This is a genomic window from Thioalkalivibrio sp. ALE31 (assembly GCF_000377405.1).
Lineage (GTDB): Bacteria > Pseudomonadota > Gammaproteobacteria > Ectothiorhodospirales > Ectothiorhodospiraceae > Thioalkalivibrio.
Map to the genome: position 1 here is coordinate 185,770 of NZ_KB905024.1, position 13,503 is coordinate 199,272.

Below are 13,503 nucleotides of genomic sequence, written 5' to 3' on the forward strand. Positions count from 1 at the left end.
TCGACTCCTCACGACGCCCTGGGACCGTCTCCGTCCCAGCGCAGAAAGTTGTGCAGCAGGCGCAGCCCGCAGGCGGCGCTCTTCTCCGGATGGCACTGCATGGTGAACAACGAGCCCCGTGCCAGTGCCGAGGCAAAGGTCTCGCCATAATCGGTGCGCCCGGCCACATCCGCCTCGCGCTCGGGCTGCACCCGGTAGCTGTGGACAAAGTAGAACCAGGGGGTCTCGGGCAGACCGTGCCACAGGGGGTGCTCGCGCGCCGGCAGCACGCGGTTCCACCCCATGTGGGGGATCTTCAAGCGGCGGCCATCCGCACCCTCCATCGCAGGGAAGCGCGCCACCCGGCCCGGCAGGATACCGAGCAGGTCGACGCCGCCGCTCTCCTCGCTGGCGTCCATCAGGATCTGCTGGCCCAGGCACAGTCCGAGGAAGGGCCGGTCCGCCGCCAGCTCGGGCAGCAGCCGGTCGAGCCCGCGCCGGGCCAGCGCCTGCATGGCATCCCCCGCCGCACCCTGGCCAGGGAACACCAGGCGGTCCGCCTCGCGCAGGGTCTCGGGGTCGTCCGTGAGCAGCACGCGCTGGTCGGCCGCGGCCTCGTGCTCCAGCGCACGTACGACCGAGTGCAGATTGCCCATGCCGTAATCGATGACGGCAACAGTTTCCATGGCCGGGTCTCGTCCCTTGTCCGTTACAGGGTTCCCTTGGTGGACGGCATCATGCCCGCCGAGCGCGGATCCATTTCCGCCGCCACGCGCAGGGCACGTCCGAAGGCCTTGAAGATGGTCTCGGCGACATGGTGGGCATTGTCGCCGCGCAGGCAGTCGATATGCAGGGTCATCCAGCCGTGGTTGACCAGGCCCTGGAAGAATTCGTGGAACAGGTCGACGTCGAACTCGCCGATGTGCGAACGACGGAAATCGGCGTGCATCTCCAGCCCCGGGCGCCCGGAGAAGTCGATCACCACGCGCGACAGGGCCTCGTCCAGCGGGACGTAGGCATGGCCGTAGCGGCGGATGCCCTTCTTGTCGCCCAGCGCCTTTGCCAGCGCCTGCCCCAGGGTGATGCCGATGTCCTCCACCGTGTGGTGGGCATCGATATGCAGATCGCCCTCGGCGCGCACGTCGAGATCGACCAGGCCGTGGCGGGCAACCTGATCCAGCATGTGATCGAGGAACGGGATGCCTGTCTCGAGGTGGCTCTGCCCGGTGCCGTCGAGGTTGAGCTCGATGGCGATGCGGGTCTCCAGGGTGTCGCGGCGGACGGATGCGGTGCGTTCAGTCATGTTCCGGTTCAGGCACGATAAAACGCCAGTGTAGCAAGGCTGGCCCGCGCCCGGTATGACTGCGGGACTTATCCGCGCGACCCCAGCTTCGGGCCGACCAGCAAGGCCTCGGGAACAGCCTCCTGGATGGCGCAGGGCAGTTCGCTGCAGATCCCCGGCCGCGCGCTCAGCGAGACCCACAGCGTGTTCAGCTTCAGGTTCAGCTCGACGAACGCGATATCGGCCCCGTAGCCATGGAGGACCCGCTCGATGGCCAGCGCCCGGGCGTGGATCTCGGCGCGCGGGCGCTGGCGCAGACCGGGGATCAGCATCATGAAGTCCGCCAGCCGACGGCCTTCGGCGTCGCGCCGCGGCAGGCGCTGCCACAGGGGCTGGTGGGGTTCGAGGAGCAGGGCCGGGCGCAGCGCGGGTTCAGCATCCGGGTTTCGCGGCGGGGAATGGGGTGGCATGGCTCGTCGCTCGGCATGGGCCTGTCTGGAGTGTAGGCCAGAAAGGCCAGGGTGCGACGGGCCCAACCCGGTCACAAAAAAAGCCGGGGCAAGCCCCGGCTTTGATTCAAGAGCATGAATGCTCCTGATTACCGCACTTCGACCTCGGTCGAGTCGGATTCACCCTTGTTGTCCGTCCAGGAGATGGACACGGTGTCACCGGAAGAACCGTCCAGCTCAACCTGCAGGAACGGGTTGCGGGAAACGGTGTAGTTCCAGTTGGCGGTGATGGCGGTGGTGCCGTTACGCGCAATTTCCACAGTCTCGATGAAGTGCGGGCCACCGTCGTCGTCGGGGACCAGCATGTCGTGGCTCATCAGCGCACGGATATTGATAACGCCGTTGCTTTCCTGGGCGCGAACTCGAATAGACATATCTTAAACCTCCAGTAGTGTTCGGATCAGCGGTTCGGGGTCGGCGTTAGCCGCCGCAGCCACCAACCGTGACCTTCACTTCTTGAACCGTCTTGTACCAGGTGTCGCCGGACTTCACGGCGGCGACCACGTTGGAGGACTCGCCCATGCGGATACGGCCGGAGACGTTCGCATGCGCGCCATCACCCAGGACGTAGTGGGCGGTCAGCGGCTGGTTGTTCAGCTCGACGAACACGGCCATTTCGGTCACGTTGTCCAGGCTGGACTCGATGGACACCGGGACCACGGCGCCGTTCTCGGCGATTTCCGGGGCGCTCAGGGTGACGTCACCGTCAGCGATGTCGCTGGAACCGGTCACCGCTTCAAAGGCGGCTTCCAGACCTTCGGCGGCAAAGGCCTCGGACGGCCAGGCGGCAAGCAGCTTGCTCGGGGCGAGCAGACCGGCCCCGACGGCGACACCGACAGTACCGGCGGCGAGAGTGCCTTTCAGGAAGACACGGCGCTTGGTGCTAATCATGGATGATCTCCTCTCATCTTGTGGGTCAGTTCCGGATAATCCGGGACGTCTTCGCGGTGAACCGCTGTGACGCCTGTTGCTTTGGACGGCGACCTGCAGGGGTCTATTCCCTGCGGACCGGAATCCGCCCCCTGACCAGCTTCAGTGGTCTTTTTGCTGGTCTCGCAGATGCATCGTCCCAAACCTCGCTGAATCATTGATGAACGAATCATCGCGATTCGAAATCGGGTGAATTTCATCGGGATGCAACGGCCTGTCAGGGGCCCTGGCACCTGAAGCCAGCGGCGTATCAATGGCACACTATCGCCTTTCCATGCAACGTAGACCCCGGACCCGACCATGTTTTCCTGCAAGGCCCAATGGCTGTTGATCGCCGTGATCGTCGTACTCGGCACGATGCAGATGCTCGCCTCCTGCGGCCAGAAGGGCGATCTCTACCTGCCCGATGACGAGGAAGCCGAGGAGCACAACCCGCAATGATCCCGCTGAAGGACCACTAGATGGACTATTTCGACTACCACGGCGACACGCTGTTCTGTGAGGGTGTGGCCCTGGACGGCCTGGCCGAACTGGTCGGCACCCCGGCCTACGTGTATTCCCGTGCCACGCTGGAGCGCCACTATCGCGCGTTCAGCGAGGCGCTGATCGGGACCCCGCACCAGGTCTGCTTCGCGGTGAAGGCGAACTCCGCGCTGGGGGTGCTGAACGTGCTCGCGCGCCTGGGCGCCGGCTTCGACATCGTCTCCGGCGGCGAACTGGAACGCGTGCTGCGCGCCGGCGGCGACCCGGCGAAGATCGTGTTCTCCGGCGTCGGCAAGACCGCCGCCGAGATGCGCCGCGCGCTGGAGGTCGGCATCCACTGTTTCAACGTCGAGTCCGCGCCGGAGCTGGAGCGGCTGGAGACGGTCGCGGCAGAGCTCGGCATTCAGGCCCCGGTGTCGATCCGGGTGAACCCGGACGTCGATGCCGAGACCCACCCCTACATCGCCACCGGGCTGCGCGAGAACAAGTTCGGTGTGGCGATCGAGGAGGCGCCGGCGCTGTATGCCCGGGTGCGTGACAGCCAGCACCTGGCGGCCACCGGCGTCGACTTCCACATCGGCTCGCAGCTGACCCGCATTGATCCGTTCACCGATGCCCTCAAGCGTGTGCTGGCGCTGGTGGATCAGCTGGCCGAGGACGGCATCACACTCGAACACATCGATGTCGGCGGTGGCCTGGGCGTGCGCTACCGCGACGAGACGCCGCCGGAGCCCGATGTCTGGGCCAGCGCCCTGCGCGAGGTGCTGGGCGAACGAAGCCTGAAGGTGCTGCTGGAGCCGGGCCGCGCCATCGCGGCGAACGCCGGCGTGTTCCTGACCCGGGTGGAATACCTGAAGCACACCGAGGCGCATGACTTCGCGATCGTCGACGGCGCGATGAACGACCTGCTGCGCCCGGCGCTGTACGGCGCCTGGCAGGAGATCGTGCCGGTGGTACAGCGCGACGACACGGCGACGCGGACCTACGACATCGTCGGCCCGGTCTGCGAGACCGGCGACTTCCTCGGCCGCGAGCGCGAACTGGCGCTGGCCGCCGGTGACCTGCTCGCGGTGCGCTCTGCCGGGGCCTACGGCTATGTGATGGCCGGCAATTACAACTCGCGGCCGCGCCCGCCGGAGGTGATGGTCGACGGCGACCACTTCCAGATCATCAACCGCCGCGAGCAGGTGGATCACCTGATGATGCGCGAGAGCATGCTGCCCCAGGATTCTGAAGACGTGGACCCGGATGACACGGACCCGCCCGGGAGCGTGGCCCCGTGATCCCGCGCCAGCCCGAACCGGAGCTGATGCTGGAGCCTGCGCAGGCACGCGCCTACGCCGAGGCCGACTTCGCCGCCCCGCACGAGGGCTTCGTGGATGCCTTCGCCGAGGTCTTCCCGGGCCCGGTGACCGGGCCGGTGCTGGATCTCGGCTGTGGCCCGGGTGACGTCTCGCTGCGCTTCGCCGCGCGCTACCCCGACTGCGAGGTGGACGGCCTCGACGGCGCGCCCGCGATGCTGGCCGCCGGCGACGCCCTGATGGCCGGTCACCCGGCCGCGCGGCGGGTTCATCTGGCCGAGGGCTGCCTGCCCGAGGCCCGCGGCCCGCGCGCCCCGTATGCCACGATCATCAGCAACTCCCTGCTGCATCACCTGCACGACCCCGCGGTGCTGTGGCAGGCGATCCGCCGCGACGGGGCACCGGGGGCAGCGGTATTCGTGATGGACCTGCGCCGCCCGGACTCGACCGAGTCCGTCCAGGCCCTGGTCGCGCAGTACGCAGCCGATGACCCGGACGTCCTGCGGCGCGACTTCGAGCACTCCCTGCACGCCGCCTTCACGCCCGAGGAGGTGCGCGCGCAGCTGGCCGCCGCCGGCCTCGACGGTTTTACCGTCCACGTCACGTCGGACCGCCACATGATCATTTTCGGTCACCTGCCGGGGCACCGCTGATGCGTCTCGAATTCACCAAGATGCACGGGCTGGGCAACGATTTCGTGGTGATCGATGGCATCCGCCAGTCGGTCCGGCTGGACGCATCGACGCTGCGCCATCTCGCGGATCGCCACTTCGGCATCGGCTGCGACCAGGTGCTGCTGGTGGAGGCGCCGAGCGATCCGGCGCAGGCACTGTTCCGCTACCGCATCTTCAATGCCGACGGCTCCGAGGTGGAGCAGTGCGGCAACGGGGCGCGCTGCTTCGCCCGCTTCGTGCGCGAGCAGGGCCTGACCGAGGCCCGCGAGATCCCGGTCGAGACCCTGGGCGGGCGCATCGTGCTGCATGTCGAGGACGACGAGCGGGTGCGCGTGGACATGGGCCGACCCGAGTTCGCGCCGGCGCGCATCCCGCTGGTCGCCGAGGCCGAGGCCGACGCCTACACCCTGGACGTACAGGGCCACTCGATCACCCTCGGCGCGGTGTCCATGGGCAACCCCCATGCGGTGATCCTGGTCGACGACGTCGCGCGCGCCCCGGTGGCCGAGATCGGCCCGATCATCGAACGCCACGAGAGCTTCCCGCGGCGCGTGAACGTCGGCTTCGCCGCGCTGCGCGACCGCGGCCATGTCGACCTGCGGGTATTCGAGCGCGGGGTCGGCGAGACGCTGGCCTGTGGCAGTGGCGCGGCCGCCGCGATGGCCGTGCTGCGCCGCCGCGGACTGGTCGACGATGACGTCGAGGTGGCCCTGCCGGGCGGGACCCTTGTGCTAAGCTGGGACGGACAGGCCGAGGCACCGGTTTGGCTGACCGGGCCGGCCACCACGGTATTCAACGGCTGGATCGATCTATGACTGGGCAATCCTCCAACGCCTCTGCTGCAGAGACCGCGAAGACCCGCTCGCCGAAAAAGAACCCGCAAGCCCCGATCGGCGCCGCCGACGTCGAGGCCTACCTGCGCGAGCACCCGGATTTCTTCCAGGACCACCTGCCGCTGCTGGACATCCTGCGCATCCCCCATCCATCCGGCGGGGCCGTCTCGCTGCTGGAGCGCCAGGTCGCGCTGCTGCGCGAGAAGCACCGCGCGATGGAGCAGCACATGGGCGAGCTGGTCGAGCGCGCCCGCGACAACGAACGCATGGGCCAGCACCTGCACGAACTGGCCAAGACCCTGATGCGCGCCGAAAACCTGGACGCCGTGCTGGCCCTGACCCAGGACGCCCTGCGCAACGAGCTGGGCGCGGAGCGCGTCAGCATCCGCCTGGCGCATCGCAAGGTCGACGACCTGCATGCGCTGGACAAGGGTGAGCTGGGCACCTTCGACCCGCTGTTCAGCCGCGGCAAGGCCCAGTGTGGCCGGGTCCCCGCCGAGATGCTGGATGTACTGTTCGACGATGCCGAGGAGATCGGATCCGCGATCCTGATGCCCCTGGGCGATGATGCCGACCGGATCGGCGTGCTCGGCCTGGCGAGCGAATCCGCGAACCGCTTCCAGCCCGACATGGGCACCTATTTCGTGACCCACATCGGCGACCTGCTGGCCGAGTCGATCCGCTGCCATGTCGAGCGGACCCACGCCGCGGCCTGACCCGGCGACCGGGGACGCGCCCGCGCAGGATGCGGATATCACGGCGTTTCTGGGCCACCTGAGCGACGTTCGCGGCCATTCGCCGCATACCGTCAAGGCCTATCGACGCGACCTGACGCGCCTGCGCAGCCTGCATCACGGCCCCTGGGAGGCGCTCAGGCCGGCCGACATGCGCCGCATCGCCGGGCAACTGGCGCGCCAGGGCCATCACCCGCGCTCCATTCAGCGCTTCCTGTCCGCTGCACGCGGCTTCTTTGCCTACCAGGTGGAACAGCGGCGCATGCCCGCCAACCCGGCGTCCGGCATGCGCGGCCCCCGGGCCGGGCGCGCCCTGCCGCGCGATCTCGATGTCGACCAGACACAGCAGGCCCTGGCTCCGGCCGAGGGCCCGGACCCGACGCTGGCCGCCCGCGACCAGGCGATGCTGGAGCTGCTGTATTCCTCCGGGCTGCGCCTGTCGGAGCTGACCGGGCTGGATCTGACCGATCTCGACCTGGACGCGGGACTGGTGCGGATGCTCGGCAAGGGCCGGCGCGAGCGCAGCGTGCCGGTGGGGCGCAAGGCGCGCGAGGCCCTGCGCACCTGGTTGCGGCACCGGGGGGACTGGGCAGCGCCGGACGAGCGGGCGGTCTTCGTCAGCCGTCGCGGCCCGCGCATCGGCAACCGCGCGGTGCAGCGCCGCGTCGCCGAGGCGGGACGCCGCGCCGGGCTGGACGTGCGCCTGCACCCGCACCGGCTGCGCCATGCGTTTGCCAGCCATCTGCTGGAATCCAGCGGCGACCTGCGGGCCATCCAGGAACTTCTGGGCCACGCCAACCTTGAAACCACCCAGATCTATACCCATCTCGACTATCAGCATCTGGCACAGGTGTATGATGCCGCCCATCCGCGGGCCCGCCGGAGAGATTGATCCGGCCGCGATCGCACCCGCCGGGTGAACGATCCCGGGTCGCCGCGACCCAACACCGTGCCCCCGATACACAGCCGGACAGGAGAACCCCGTGGAACAGTTTCGCGGCACCACCATCGTTTGCGTCCGCAAGGACGGCGCCGTCACCCTCGGGGGCGACGGCCAGGTATCCCTTGGCAACACCGTGATGAAGGGCAACGCGCGCAAGGTGCGCCGGGTCTATCACGACCGCATCCTGGCCGGCTTTGCCGGCGGCACCGCCGATGCCTTCACCCTGTTCGAGCGCTTCGAGGGCATGCTGGAGAAGCACTCCGGCAATATCACCCGGGCTGCGGTGGAGCTGGCCAAGGACTGGCGCACTGACCGCGCCCTGCGCAAGCTGGAGGCCCTGCTGGCCGTGTCCGACCGCGAGAACTCGTTCGTGATCTCGGGGAACGGCGACGTGATCGAGCCGGAGAACGCACTGATCGCGATCGGCTCCGGCGGGCCCTACGCCCAGGCCTCCGCCCAGGCCCTGCTGCAGAACACCGACCTTTCGGCGCGCGAGATCGTGGAGAAGTCCCTGAACATCGCCGCCGACATCTGCGTGTATACCAATCACAACATCACCCTGGAGAGCCTGGACGCGGAGTAACGCGCCCGGCCCCGGACGACCCGATCCGACCAAGGCCCCTTTTGCCATGACCGACATGACCCCCCGCGAGATCGTCCAGGAACTGGACCGCTACATCATCGGCCAGGACGAGGCCAAGCGCTCCGTCGCCATCGCCCTGCGCAACCGCTGGCGCCGGCGCCAGCTGCCGCCGGAGCTCCAGCCCGAGGTCACACCGAAGAACATCCTGATGATCGGCCCGACCGGTGTCGGCAAGACCGAGATCGCCCGGCGCCTGGCCAAGCTGGCCCGCGCGCCGTTCATCAAGATCGAGGCGACCAAGTTCACCGAGGTCGGCTATGTCGGCCGCGATGTCGAATCGATCATCCGCGACCTGGCCGAGGCCGCGGTCAAGCAGCTGCGCGACGAGGCCATCAAGGAAAACCGCGTCAAGGCCGAGGACGCCGCCGAGGAACGCATCCTCGACGCCCTGCTGCCGCGCCCGCGCAATGCCGGCTTCACCGAGTCCGAGCCGGAGGACGCCGGCAGCGAGACCCGGCAGAAGCTGCGCAAGCGCCTGCGCGAAGGCGACATGGACGAGCGCGAGATCGACATCGAGGTCTCGCAGAACCCGCAGGGTGTGGAGATCATGACACCGCCGGGCATGGAGGAGATGGCCAGTCAGCTGCAGTCGATGTTCCAGAACCTCGGCGGTCAGAAGACCCGCTCGCGGCGGCTCAAGATCGCCGAGGCCCGCAAGCTGCTCATCGAGGAGGAGGCCGCGCGCCTGATCAACGAGGAAGACCTGAAGGAGCGCGCCATCGAGCGGGTGGAGCAAAGCGGCATCGTGTTCCTCGACGAGATCGACAAGGTCGCCAAGGGCAGCGACAAGACCAGTGGCGGCGAGGTCTCCCGCGAGGGCGTGCAGCGCGACCTGCTGCCCTTGATCGAGGGCACGACCGTGTCCACCAAGCTGGGCATGGTGCGCACCGATCACATCCTGTTCATCGCCTCCGGCGCGTTCCATCTGTCCAAGCCGTCCGACCTGGTCCCGGAGCTGCAGGGCCGGCTGCCGATCCGCGTCGAGCTGGACTCCCTGTCGGTGGACGCCTTCGTGCGCATCCTGACCGAGCCCACGGCCTCGCTGACCGAGCAGTACACCGAACTGATGAAGACCGAGGCGGTCGAGCTGCGTTTCGAGGAAGACGGCGTACGCCGCCTGGCGGAGATCGCCTTTGACGTGAACGCCCGGACCGAGAACATCGGGGCCCGCCGCCTGCACACCGTGCTGGAGCGCCTGCTGCAGGATGTGGCCTACCGCGCCCCGGACGTCGATGGTGCCGTGATCGTGGACCGTGCCTTTGTCGACGAACGCCTGGGCGACCTGGTCGAGGACGAGGACCTGTCCCGCTACATCCTCTGACGCAGCCCCGCCGGGGACGACGCCCCGTGATCTGCGCCAGGGGGCGCTACTCGGGGGCCCCCTGGCGATAGGGGTCGGGCCAGCCCTCGGGCGGCGGGTAGAAGCGCTTGTAGGCCCAGTTGTATTGCTCGGGGCAGCGCCGCACCAGGGTCTCCACATGGGCGTTGATCGCCGCGGCCGCGCGGGCGAAATCGCGGTCGGCCACCTCCGGCCCGGCCTCGACCTCGTGATAGCGAAAGCCCCGGCCCCCGGGCAGGCGCTCGGCAAACAGGAACACCACGTGATCCTCGCGCCCGCGCAGCAGGCGGGGGAGCAGGGTCATGGTCAGGGCCGGGCGCCCGAAGAACGAAGCGTGCTGGCCCGAGGCGCCCTTGGGGCTCTGGTCCGGCAGGATGCCGATGATCTCGCCGCGGTCGCGTGCCTGCTGCAGGATGCGCAGGCCGCTGCGATCGGCCGGCGCCAGCTCGGCCCCGGTCGAGGCCCGGGCCTCGCGCACCCAGCGATCAATCTCCGGGGTCTTGAACGGGCTGTACAGCGTAGCCATCGGGCCGTGGCGGGCGGCATGCAGGCCGGCGAACTCCCAGGAACCCAGATGCGGGGCGCACAGGAACAGCGCCCGGCTCGCGGGGCGCTCGCGCAGCCGCGCGTAGTGCGGCGGCTGGACGGCCAGCGTCTCCAGGCTTTCCGGGGGCGACTGCCACAGCCAGGGCGACTCGGTCAGGGCCTGGCCCATGGCCATCAGCGAGCGTCGTCCGACCCGCCGCCGCCAGGCCGGATCCTTTTCCGGGAAGCACAGCGCCAGGTTGATGCGGGTGATACGGGCCGCGCGCGTGGGGAGATACCAGGCAAGCGCGCCCACCCCGCCGCCCAGGGCGTGGTTTACCCGCAGCGGGAGCCGCGCGAGCAGGCGCAGGCTGCCCCCGATCAGGCGGTCACGCAGATGCCGACGTCGGGCCATGCTCGGACGCTTCGGGTTCGGCGGTCCTGTCCGGCGGCGGCTCGCGCGGAGGAATGCCGCCCTCGGTCATCAGGGGTTTGAGGGTGGTGCGCAGGTTGCGGAACAGCCGGGGGTGCTGCGCCTCTTCCTGCGCCAGCAGCTGTTTCATGTGCTCGCGCTGGGTAGGCATGGCGAAGCAGGCCGGGCAGTTGTCGAGGATGACCGGGAGCCCTGCCGCGTCGGCGAAGTCACGGGTCTGGCGCTCGCGCACGTAGACCAGCGGGCGGATCACCCGCAGGTCGCCGGCGTCGATCGCGTAGTGGGCCTTCATGGTGCGCAGCTGGCCGCCATGGAAGGCGCTCATCATGAAGCTCTCGGCGAGATCGTCCAGGTGCTGGCCCAGGGCCAGCACGTTGTAGCCGTGTTCGCGCGCGGTGCGATACATCAGGCCACGCTTCATGCGCGAGCAGAAGGAACAGAACGAGTCGTTGTCCATGTGCGCGTCCGCCAGCTCGGCGATCGGCTCGGAAACGAAGTGATAGGGAATGCCGTAGGCGGCGAGATAGTCCATCAGGCGCTGCGGCTCGAAGCCCTCGATCTCCGGATTGATGGTGACCGCGCCGACCTCGAAGTGCACCGGGGCCCGGCGTGCGAGGTTGTGCAGCAGCCACAGCAGGGTCAGGGAATCCTTGCCGCCGGACAGGCCGACGAGGATGCGATCGCCCTCGCGCACCATGTCGAAGTCGGCGATGGCGCGGCCGGCGAGGCGGCGAATCGAGGCGGGAACGGCGGGTGTCTCCATGGGGCCGCAACATAGGCCGCCGCCGCCCGGCACGCAAGCACCGGCATGCCAATCCGGGGAGAGGGCATGCCAGGCTTTGGGGCGCGGCGGGCCGCGCTTGCACCGTGGCCGGGCAAGCGTTGCGTCGCCAGGGTGCGGGATCGCGGCGACCGCGGTGCGGGATCGCGGCGACCGGGGCGCACGTTGGGCCTGCGGGGCGGGTCCCGCCGTGGCATTGGGTTTGCATGAGCTCGGGAACACCCATGTCCACCGGGGACCCCCATGCACGACCGCAAGAGCCTCAGCCTGGCCGCCGAACTGCGGCGGAACATGCGGGCCGAATTCCCTGCAGTGGCCCGGCTGTCGGTCAGTGACCCGGACTTCATGGAGACCATTCTGGATTATGCGGCGCGCTCGCAGTCGAGCCTGGTGCAGGCCGCGGCGCTGACCCTGCGCAGCCAGCTCGAAGGGTCGGGGTATCTGCACGCGCCGCGGCGTGAGCCGCCCGCCGGGACCGACGCGGCGCCATCCGCAGGGGGCCGGCCCACCCACAAACGCCGGGTCTACCGCGGGCGGGTGATCGACGACCCGGAGTAGTCTTTCGCCCGCGGGACTTTTTGGCGACACTCGGGGTTTTGGCCGGAGACCCCTGATGGACGCACTGTACCCCGAGATCGAACCCCACGGGATGGGCCGCCTGGCGGTCGGCGACGGCCACGAACTCTACTTCGAGGAGTGCGGCAATCCCGACGGGATCCCGGTGGTATTCCTGCATGGCGGACCGGGCTCGGGCTGCGAGAGCTGGCACCGGCGCTTCTACGACCCGGAACGCTACCGGATCGTGCTGTTCGACCAGCGGGGCTGCGGGCGCTCGACCCCGCATGCCGGTCTGGAGGCGAACACCACCTGGCACGTGGTCGCGGACATCGAGCGCCTGCGCGAGCACCTGGGGATCCAGCGCTGGGTGGTATTCGGGGGGTCCTGGGGCTCCACCCTCGGCCTGGCCTACGCCGAGACGCATCCGGAGCGGGTGCTGGGCCTGGTGCTGCGCGGGATCTTCCTGTGCCGGCCGCAGGATATCCAGTGGTTCTACCAGTCCGGGGCCGACCGTCTGTTCCCCGAGGCCTGGGCCGAGTACGAGGCGCAGATCCCCGAGACCGAGCGCGACGACATGGTGGGCGCCTACTACCGGCGGCTTACCTCCCCGGAACGCCCGGTGCGCGAGGCCGCGGCCCGGGCCTGGTCGGGCTGGGAGGGGCGTACATCCTGTCTGGTGCCGAACCCCGATGTCATCGCCCACTTCGAGGACCCGGACGTCGCGGTCAGCCTCGCGCGGCTGGAGTGCCACTATTTCATGCACGACACCTTCCTCGAGCCGGACCAGCTGCTGCGCGACGCCGGGCGGTTGACGGGGATCCCCGGGACGCTGGTGCACGGGCGCTATGACGTGGTCTGTCCGGTCAACCAGGCAGTGGCGCTGCACCGGGCCTGGCCACAGGCGCAGCTGGAGATCGTGCCGGATGCGGGCCATTCGGCCGCCGAGCCCGGGATCCTGCGCCGCCTGGTGGCCGCGACCGACCGGCTGGCCGCCGACCTGGCGGGGCAGGTGGAGCCCGGGACCGGGGGAGCGCGCGCGTGATCGCGGTGATCCAGCGCGTCACCGAGGGCCGGGTCGCGATCGACGGGGAGGCGGTCGGGACTATCGGGCCGGGGTTGCTCGCGCTGGTCGCGGTGGAGCCGAACGACACCGAGGCGGGCGCGGATCGCATGCTGGACCGGTTGCTGGGCTACCGGGTCTTCGCCGACGCCGAGGGGCGGATGAACCGGAGCCTGACCGAGACCGGGGGCGGGCTGCTGCTGGTGCCGCAGTTCACCCTCGCGGCCGACACCCGCAAGGGGATGCGCCCGAGCTTCTCGGGATCCGCCACCCCGGAACACGGGGCGGCACTGTTCGACTATCTGGTGCGGCGGGCCGGGGAACGCCACGCGCCGGTCGCCAGTGGTCGCTTCGGCGCGGACATGCAGGTGAGCCTGACCAACGACGGGCCGGTCACCTTCTGGCTGGAGGCCCGTGGCCAGTAAGCCGCGACGCGACGGGCGACGGAACCAGAGGGCAAGGGCGGGTTGCACCACGAAGTGCACGAAGGCACGAA

The 13,503-nt window shown here is 69.2% G+C and carries 18 protein-coding genes; 11 read left to right on the forward strand and 7 right to left on the reverse strand.

Annotated elements, in window-relative coordinates:
• Positions 1–8: 8 nt before the first annotated feature.
• The 5 genes from hisH to soxY all read right to left on the reverse strand — a co-directional run bounded on the left by hisH (position 9) and on the right by soxY (position 2,661).
• Positions 9–665 carry an imidazole glycerol phosphate synthase subunit HisH gene (gene hisH, locus D103_RS0110445; RefSeq protein ID WP_018876774.1) on the reverse strand — a complete coding sequence of 219 codons (657 nt, stop codon included), beginning with the start codon at positions 663–665 and terminating at the stop codon, positions 9–11.
• A 23-nt stretch (positions 666–688) separates the two neighbouring features.
• Complete coding sequence (gene hisB / locus D103_RS0110450) at positions 689–1,282, reverse strand: imidazoleglycerol-phosphate dehydratase HisB (RefSeq protein ID WP_018876775.1); 594 nt, start codon at positions 1,280–1,282, stop codon at positions 689–691.
• A gap of 68 nt (positions 1,283–1,350) precedes the next feature.
• Entirely contained in the window at positions 1,351–1,731 is a 381-nt protein-coding gene (locus tag D103_RS0110455) for a hypothetical protein (protein ID WP_018867640.1), read from the reverse strand.
• 128 nt (positions 1,732–1,859) lie between these two features.
• Positions 1,860–2,144 (reverse strand): thiosulfate oxidation carrier complex protein SoxZ, encoded by a 285-nt coding sequence (gene soxZ, locus D103_RS13510; RefSeq protein ID WP_038028736.1) that lies wholly within the window; start codon positions 2,142–2,144, stop codon positions 1,860–1,862.
• A 46-nt stretch (positions 2,145–2,190) separates the two neighbouring features.
• Positions 2,191–2,661 (reverse strand): thiosulfate oxidation carrier protein SoxY, encoded by a 471-nt coding sequence (gene soxY / locus D103_RS0110465; protein WP_018867638.1) that lies wholly within the window; start codon positions 2,659–2,661, stop codon positions 2,191–2,193.
• 339 nt (positions 2,662–3,000) lie between these two features.
• Between soxY and D103_RS14085 the strand changes: the two genes are divergently transcribed.
• The 8 genes from D103_RS14085 to hslU all read left to right on the forward strand — a co-directional run bounded on the left by D103_RS14085 (position 3,001) and on the right by hslU (position 9,632).
• Positions 3,001–3,141: a lipoprotein gene (locus tag D103_RS14085; RefSeq protein ID WP_018867637.1), complete on the forward strand. Its 141-nt coding sequence runs from the start codon at positions 3,001–3,003 to the stop codon at positions 3,139–3,141.
• Positions 3,142–3,161: 20 nt separating this feature from the next.
• On the forward strand, positions 3,162–4,466 hold the full coding sequence (gene lysA / locus D103_RS0110475; RefSeq protein ID WP_018867636.1) for a diaminopimelate decarboxylase: 1,305 nt from the start codon (positions 3,162–3,164) through the stop codon (positions 4,464–4,466).
• The gene (locus D103_RS0110480; RefSeq protein ID WP_018876777.1) at positions 4,463–5,137 is read left to right on the forward strand and encodes a trans-aconitate 2-methyltransferase; all 675 of its coding nucleotides are present in this window, start codon (positions 4,463–4,465) and stop codon (positions 5,135–5,137) included. Before lysA ends, D103_RS0110480 begins: the two co-directional genes overlap by 4 nt.
• Positions 5,137–5,973, forward strand: a complete 837-nt coding sequence (dapF, locus tag D103_RS0110485; protein ID WP_018867634.1) for a diaminopimelate epimerase — start codon at positions 5,137–5,139, stop codon at positions 5,971–5,973. Before D103_RS0110480 ends, dapF begins: the two co-directional genes overlap by 1 nt.
• On the forward strand, positions 5,970–6,707 hold the full coding sequence (locus tag D103_RS0110490) for a DUF484 family protein (protein WP_018876778.1): 738 nt from the start codon (positions 5,970–5,972) through the stop codon (positions 6,705–6,707). Before dapF ends, D103_RS0110490 begins: the two co-directional genes overlap by 4 nt.
• The gene (locus D103_RS0110495; RefSeq protein WP_018876779.1) at positions 6,679–7,617 is read left to right on the forward strand and encodes a tyrosine recombinase XerC; all 939 of its coding nucleotides are present in this window, start codon (positions 6,679–6,681) and stop codon (positions 7,615–7,617) included. The genes D103_RS0110490 and D103_RS0110495 overlap by 29 nt, the downstream gene beginning before the upstream one ends.
• A 91-nt stretch (positions 7,618–7,708) precedes the next feature.
• Positions 7,709–8,251, forward strand: coding sequence for an ATP-dependent protease subunit HslV (gene hslV, locus D103_RS0110500; protein WP_018141092.1), 543 nt, complete (start codon positions 7,709–7,711; stop codon positions 8,249–8,251).
• 46 nt (positions 8,252–8,297) lie between these two features.
• A complete protein-coding gene (gene hslU, locus D103_RS0110505) occupies positions 8,298–9,632 on the forward strand; it encodes an ATP-dependent protease ATPase subunit HslU (RefSeq protein ID WP_018876780.1) in 1,335 nt (444 codons plus the stop codon).
• Positions 9,633–9,678: 46 nt separating this feature from the next.
• Here hslU and D103_RS0110510 read toward each other — a convergent pair whose 3' ends face one another.
• Together D103_RS0110510 and D103_RS0110515 are read right to left on the reverse strand one after the other, a co-directional pair.
• A complete protein-coding gene (locus tag D103_RS0110510) occupies positions 9,679–10,590 on the reverse strand; it encodes a lysophospholipid acyltransferase family protein (RefSeq protein WP_018876781.1) in 912 nt (303 codons plus the stop codon).
• The gene (locus D103_RS0110515) at positions 10,565–11,371 is read right to left on the reverse strand and encodes a tRNA 2-thiocytidine(32) synthetase TtcA (RefSeq protein WP_018876782.1); all 807 of its coding nucleotides are present in this window, start codon (positions 11,369–11,371) and stop codon (positions 10,565–10,567) included. Before D103_RS0110515 ends, D103_RS0110510 begins: the two co-directional genes overlap by 26 nt.
• A gap of 261 nt (positions 11,372–11,632) precedes the next feature.
• Here D103_RS0110515 and D103_RS0110520 point away from each other — a divergent pair, with 261 nt between their 5' ends.
• From D103_RS0110520 to dtd, 3 genes are read left to right on the forward strand one after another with little or no spacing between them, the layout of a single operon-like run.
• The gene (locus tag D103_RS0110520; protein ID WP_018867628.1) at positions 11,633–11,947 is read left to right on the forward strand and encodes a hypothetical protein; all 315 of its coding nucleotides are present in this window, start codon (positions 11,633–11,635) and stop codon (positions 11,945–11,947) included.
• A 55-nt stretch (positions 11,948–12,002) separates the two neighbouring features.
• Positions 12,003–12,989, forward strand: a complete 987-nt coding sequence (gene pip / locus D103_RS0110525) for a prolyl aminopeptidase (protein WP_018876783.1) — start codon at positions 12,003–12,005, stop codon at positions 12,987–12,989.
• A complete protein-coding gene (gene dtd, locus D103_RS0110530) occupies positions 12,986–13,432 on the forward strand; it encodes a D-aminoacyl-tRNA deacylase (RefSeq protein ID WP_018876784.1) in 447 nt (148 codons plus the stop codon). Before pip ends, dtd begins: the two co-directional genes overlap by 4 nt.
• The last annotated feature ends 71 nt before the right edge of the window (positions 13,433–13,503 follow it).

Bases quoted from the DNA above. Each gene is read 5' to 3' on its own strand.
- hisH (WP_018876774.1), bottom strand. From the start codon at position 665: ATGGAAACTGTTGCCGTCATCGATTACGGCATGGGCAATCTGCACTCG.
- hisB (WP_018876775.1), bottom strand. From the start codon at position 1,282: ATGACTGAACGCACCGCATCCGTCCGCCGCGACACCCTGGAGACCCGC.
- D103_RS0110455 (WP_018867640.1), bottom strand. From the start codon at position 1,731: ATGCCACCCCATTCCCCGCCGCGAAACCCGGATGCTGAACCCGCGCTG.
- soxZ (WP_038028736.1), bottom strand. From the start codon at position 2,144: ATGTCTATTCGAGTTCGCGCCCAGGAAAGCAACGGCGTTATCAATATC.
- soxY (WP_018867638.1), bottom strand. From the start codon at position 2,661: ATGATTAGCACCAAGCGCCGTGTCTTCCTGAAAGGCACTCTCGCCGCC.
- D103_RS14085 (WP_018867637.1), top strand. From the start codon at position 3,001: ATGTTTTCCTGCAAGGCCCAATGGCTGTTGATCGCCGTGATCGTCGTA.
- lysA (WP_018867636.1), top strand. From the start codon at position 3,162: ATGGACTATTTCGACTACCACGGCGACACGCTGTTCTGTGAGGGTGTG.
- dapF (WP_018867634.1), top strand. From the start codon at position 5,137: ATGCGTCTCGAATTCACCAAGATGCACGGGCTGGGCAACGATTTCGTG.
- D103_RS0110490 (WP_018876778.1), top strand. From the start codon at position 5,970: ATGACTGGGCAATCCTCCAACGCCTCTGCTGCAGAGACCGCGAAGACC.
- D103_RS0110495 (WP_018876779.1), top strand. From the start codon at position 6,679: ATGTCGAGCGGACCCACGCCGCGGCCTGACCCGGCGACCGGGGACGCG.
- hslU (WP_018876780.1), top strand. From the start codon at position 8,298: ATGACCGACATGACCCCCCGCGAGATCGTCCAGGAACTGGACCGCTAC.
- D103_RS0110510 (WP_018876781.1), bottom strand. From the start codon at position 10,590: ATGGCCCGACGTCGGCATCTGCGTGACCGCCTGATCGGGGGCAGCCTG.
- D103_RS0110515 (WP_018876782.1), bottom strand. From the start codon at position 11,371: ATGGAGACACCCGCCGTTCCCGCCTCGATTCGCCGCCTCGCCGGCCGC.
- D103_RS0110520 (WP_018867628.1), top strand. From the start codon at position 11,633: ATGCACGACCGCAAGAGCCTCAGCCTGGCCGCCGAACTGCGGCGGAAC.
- pip (WP_018876783.1), top strand. From the start codon at position 12,003: ATGGACGCACTGTACCCCGAGATCGAACCCCACGGGATGGGCCGCCTG.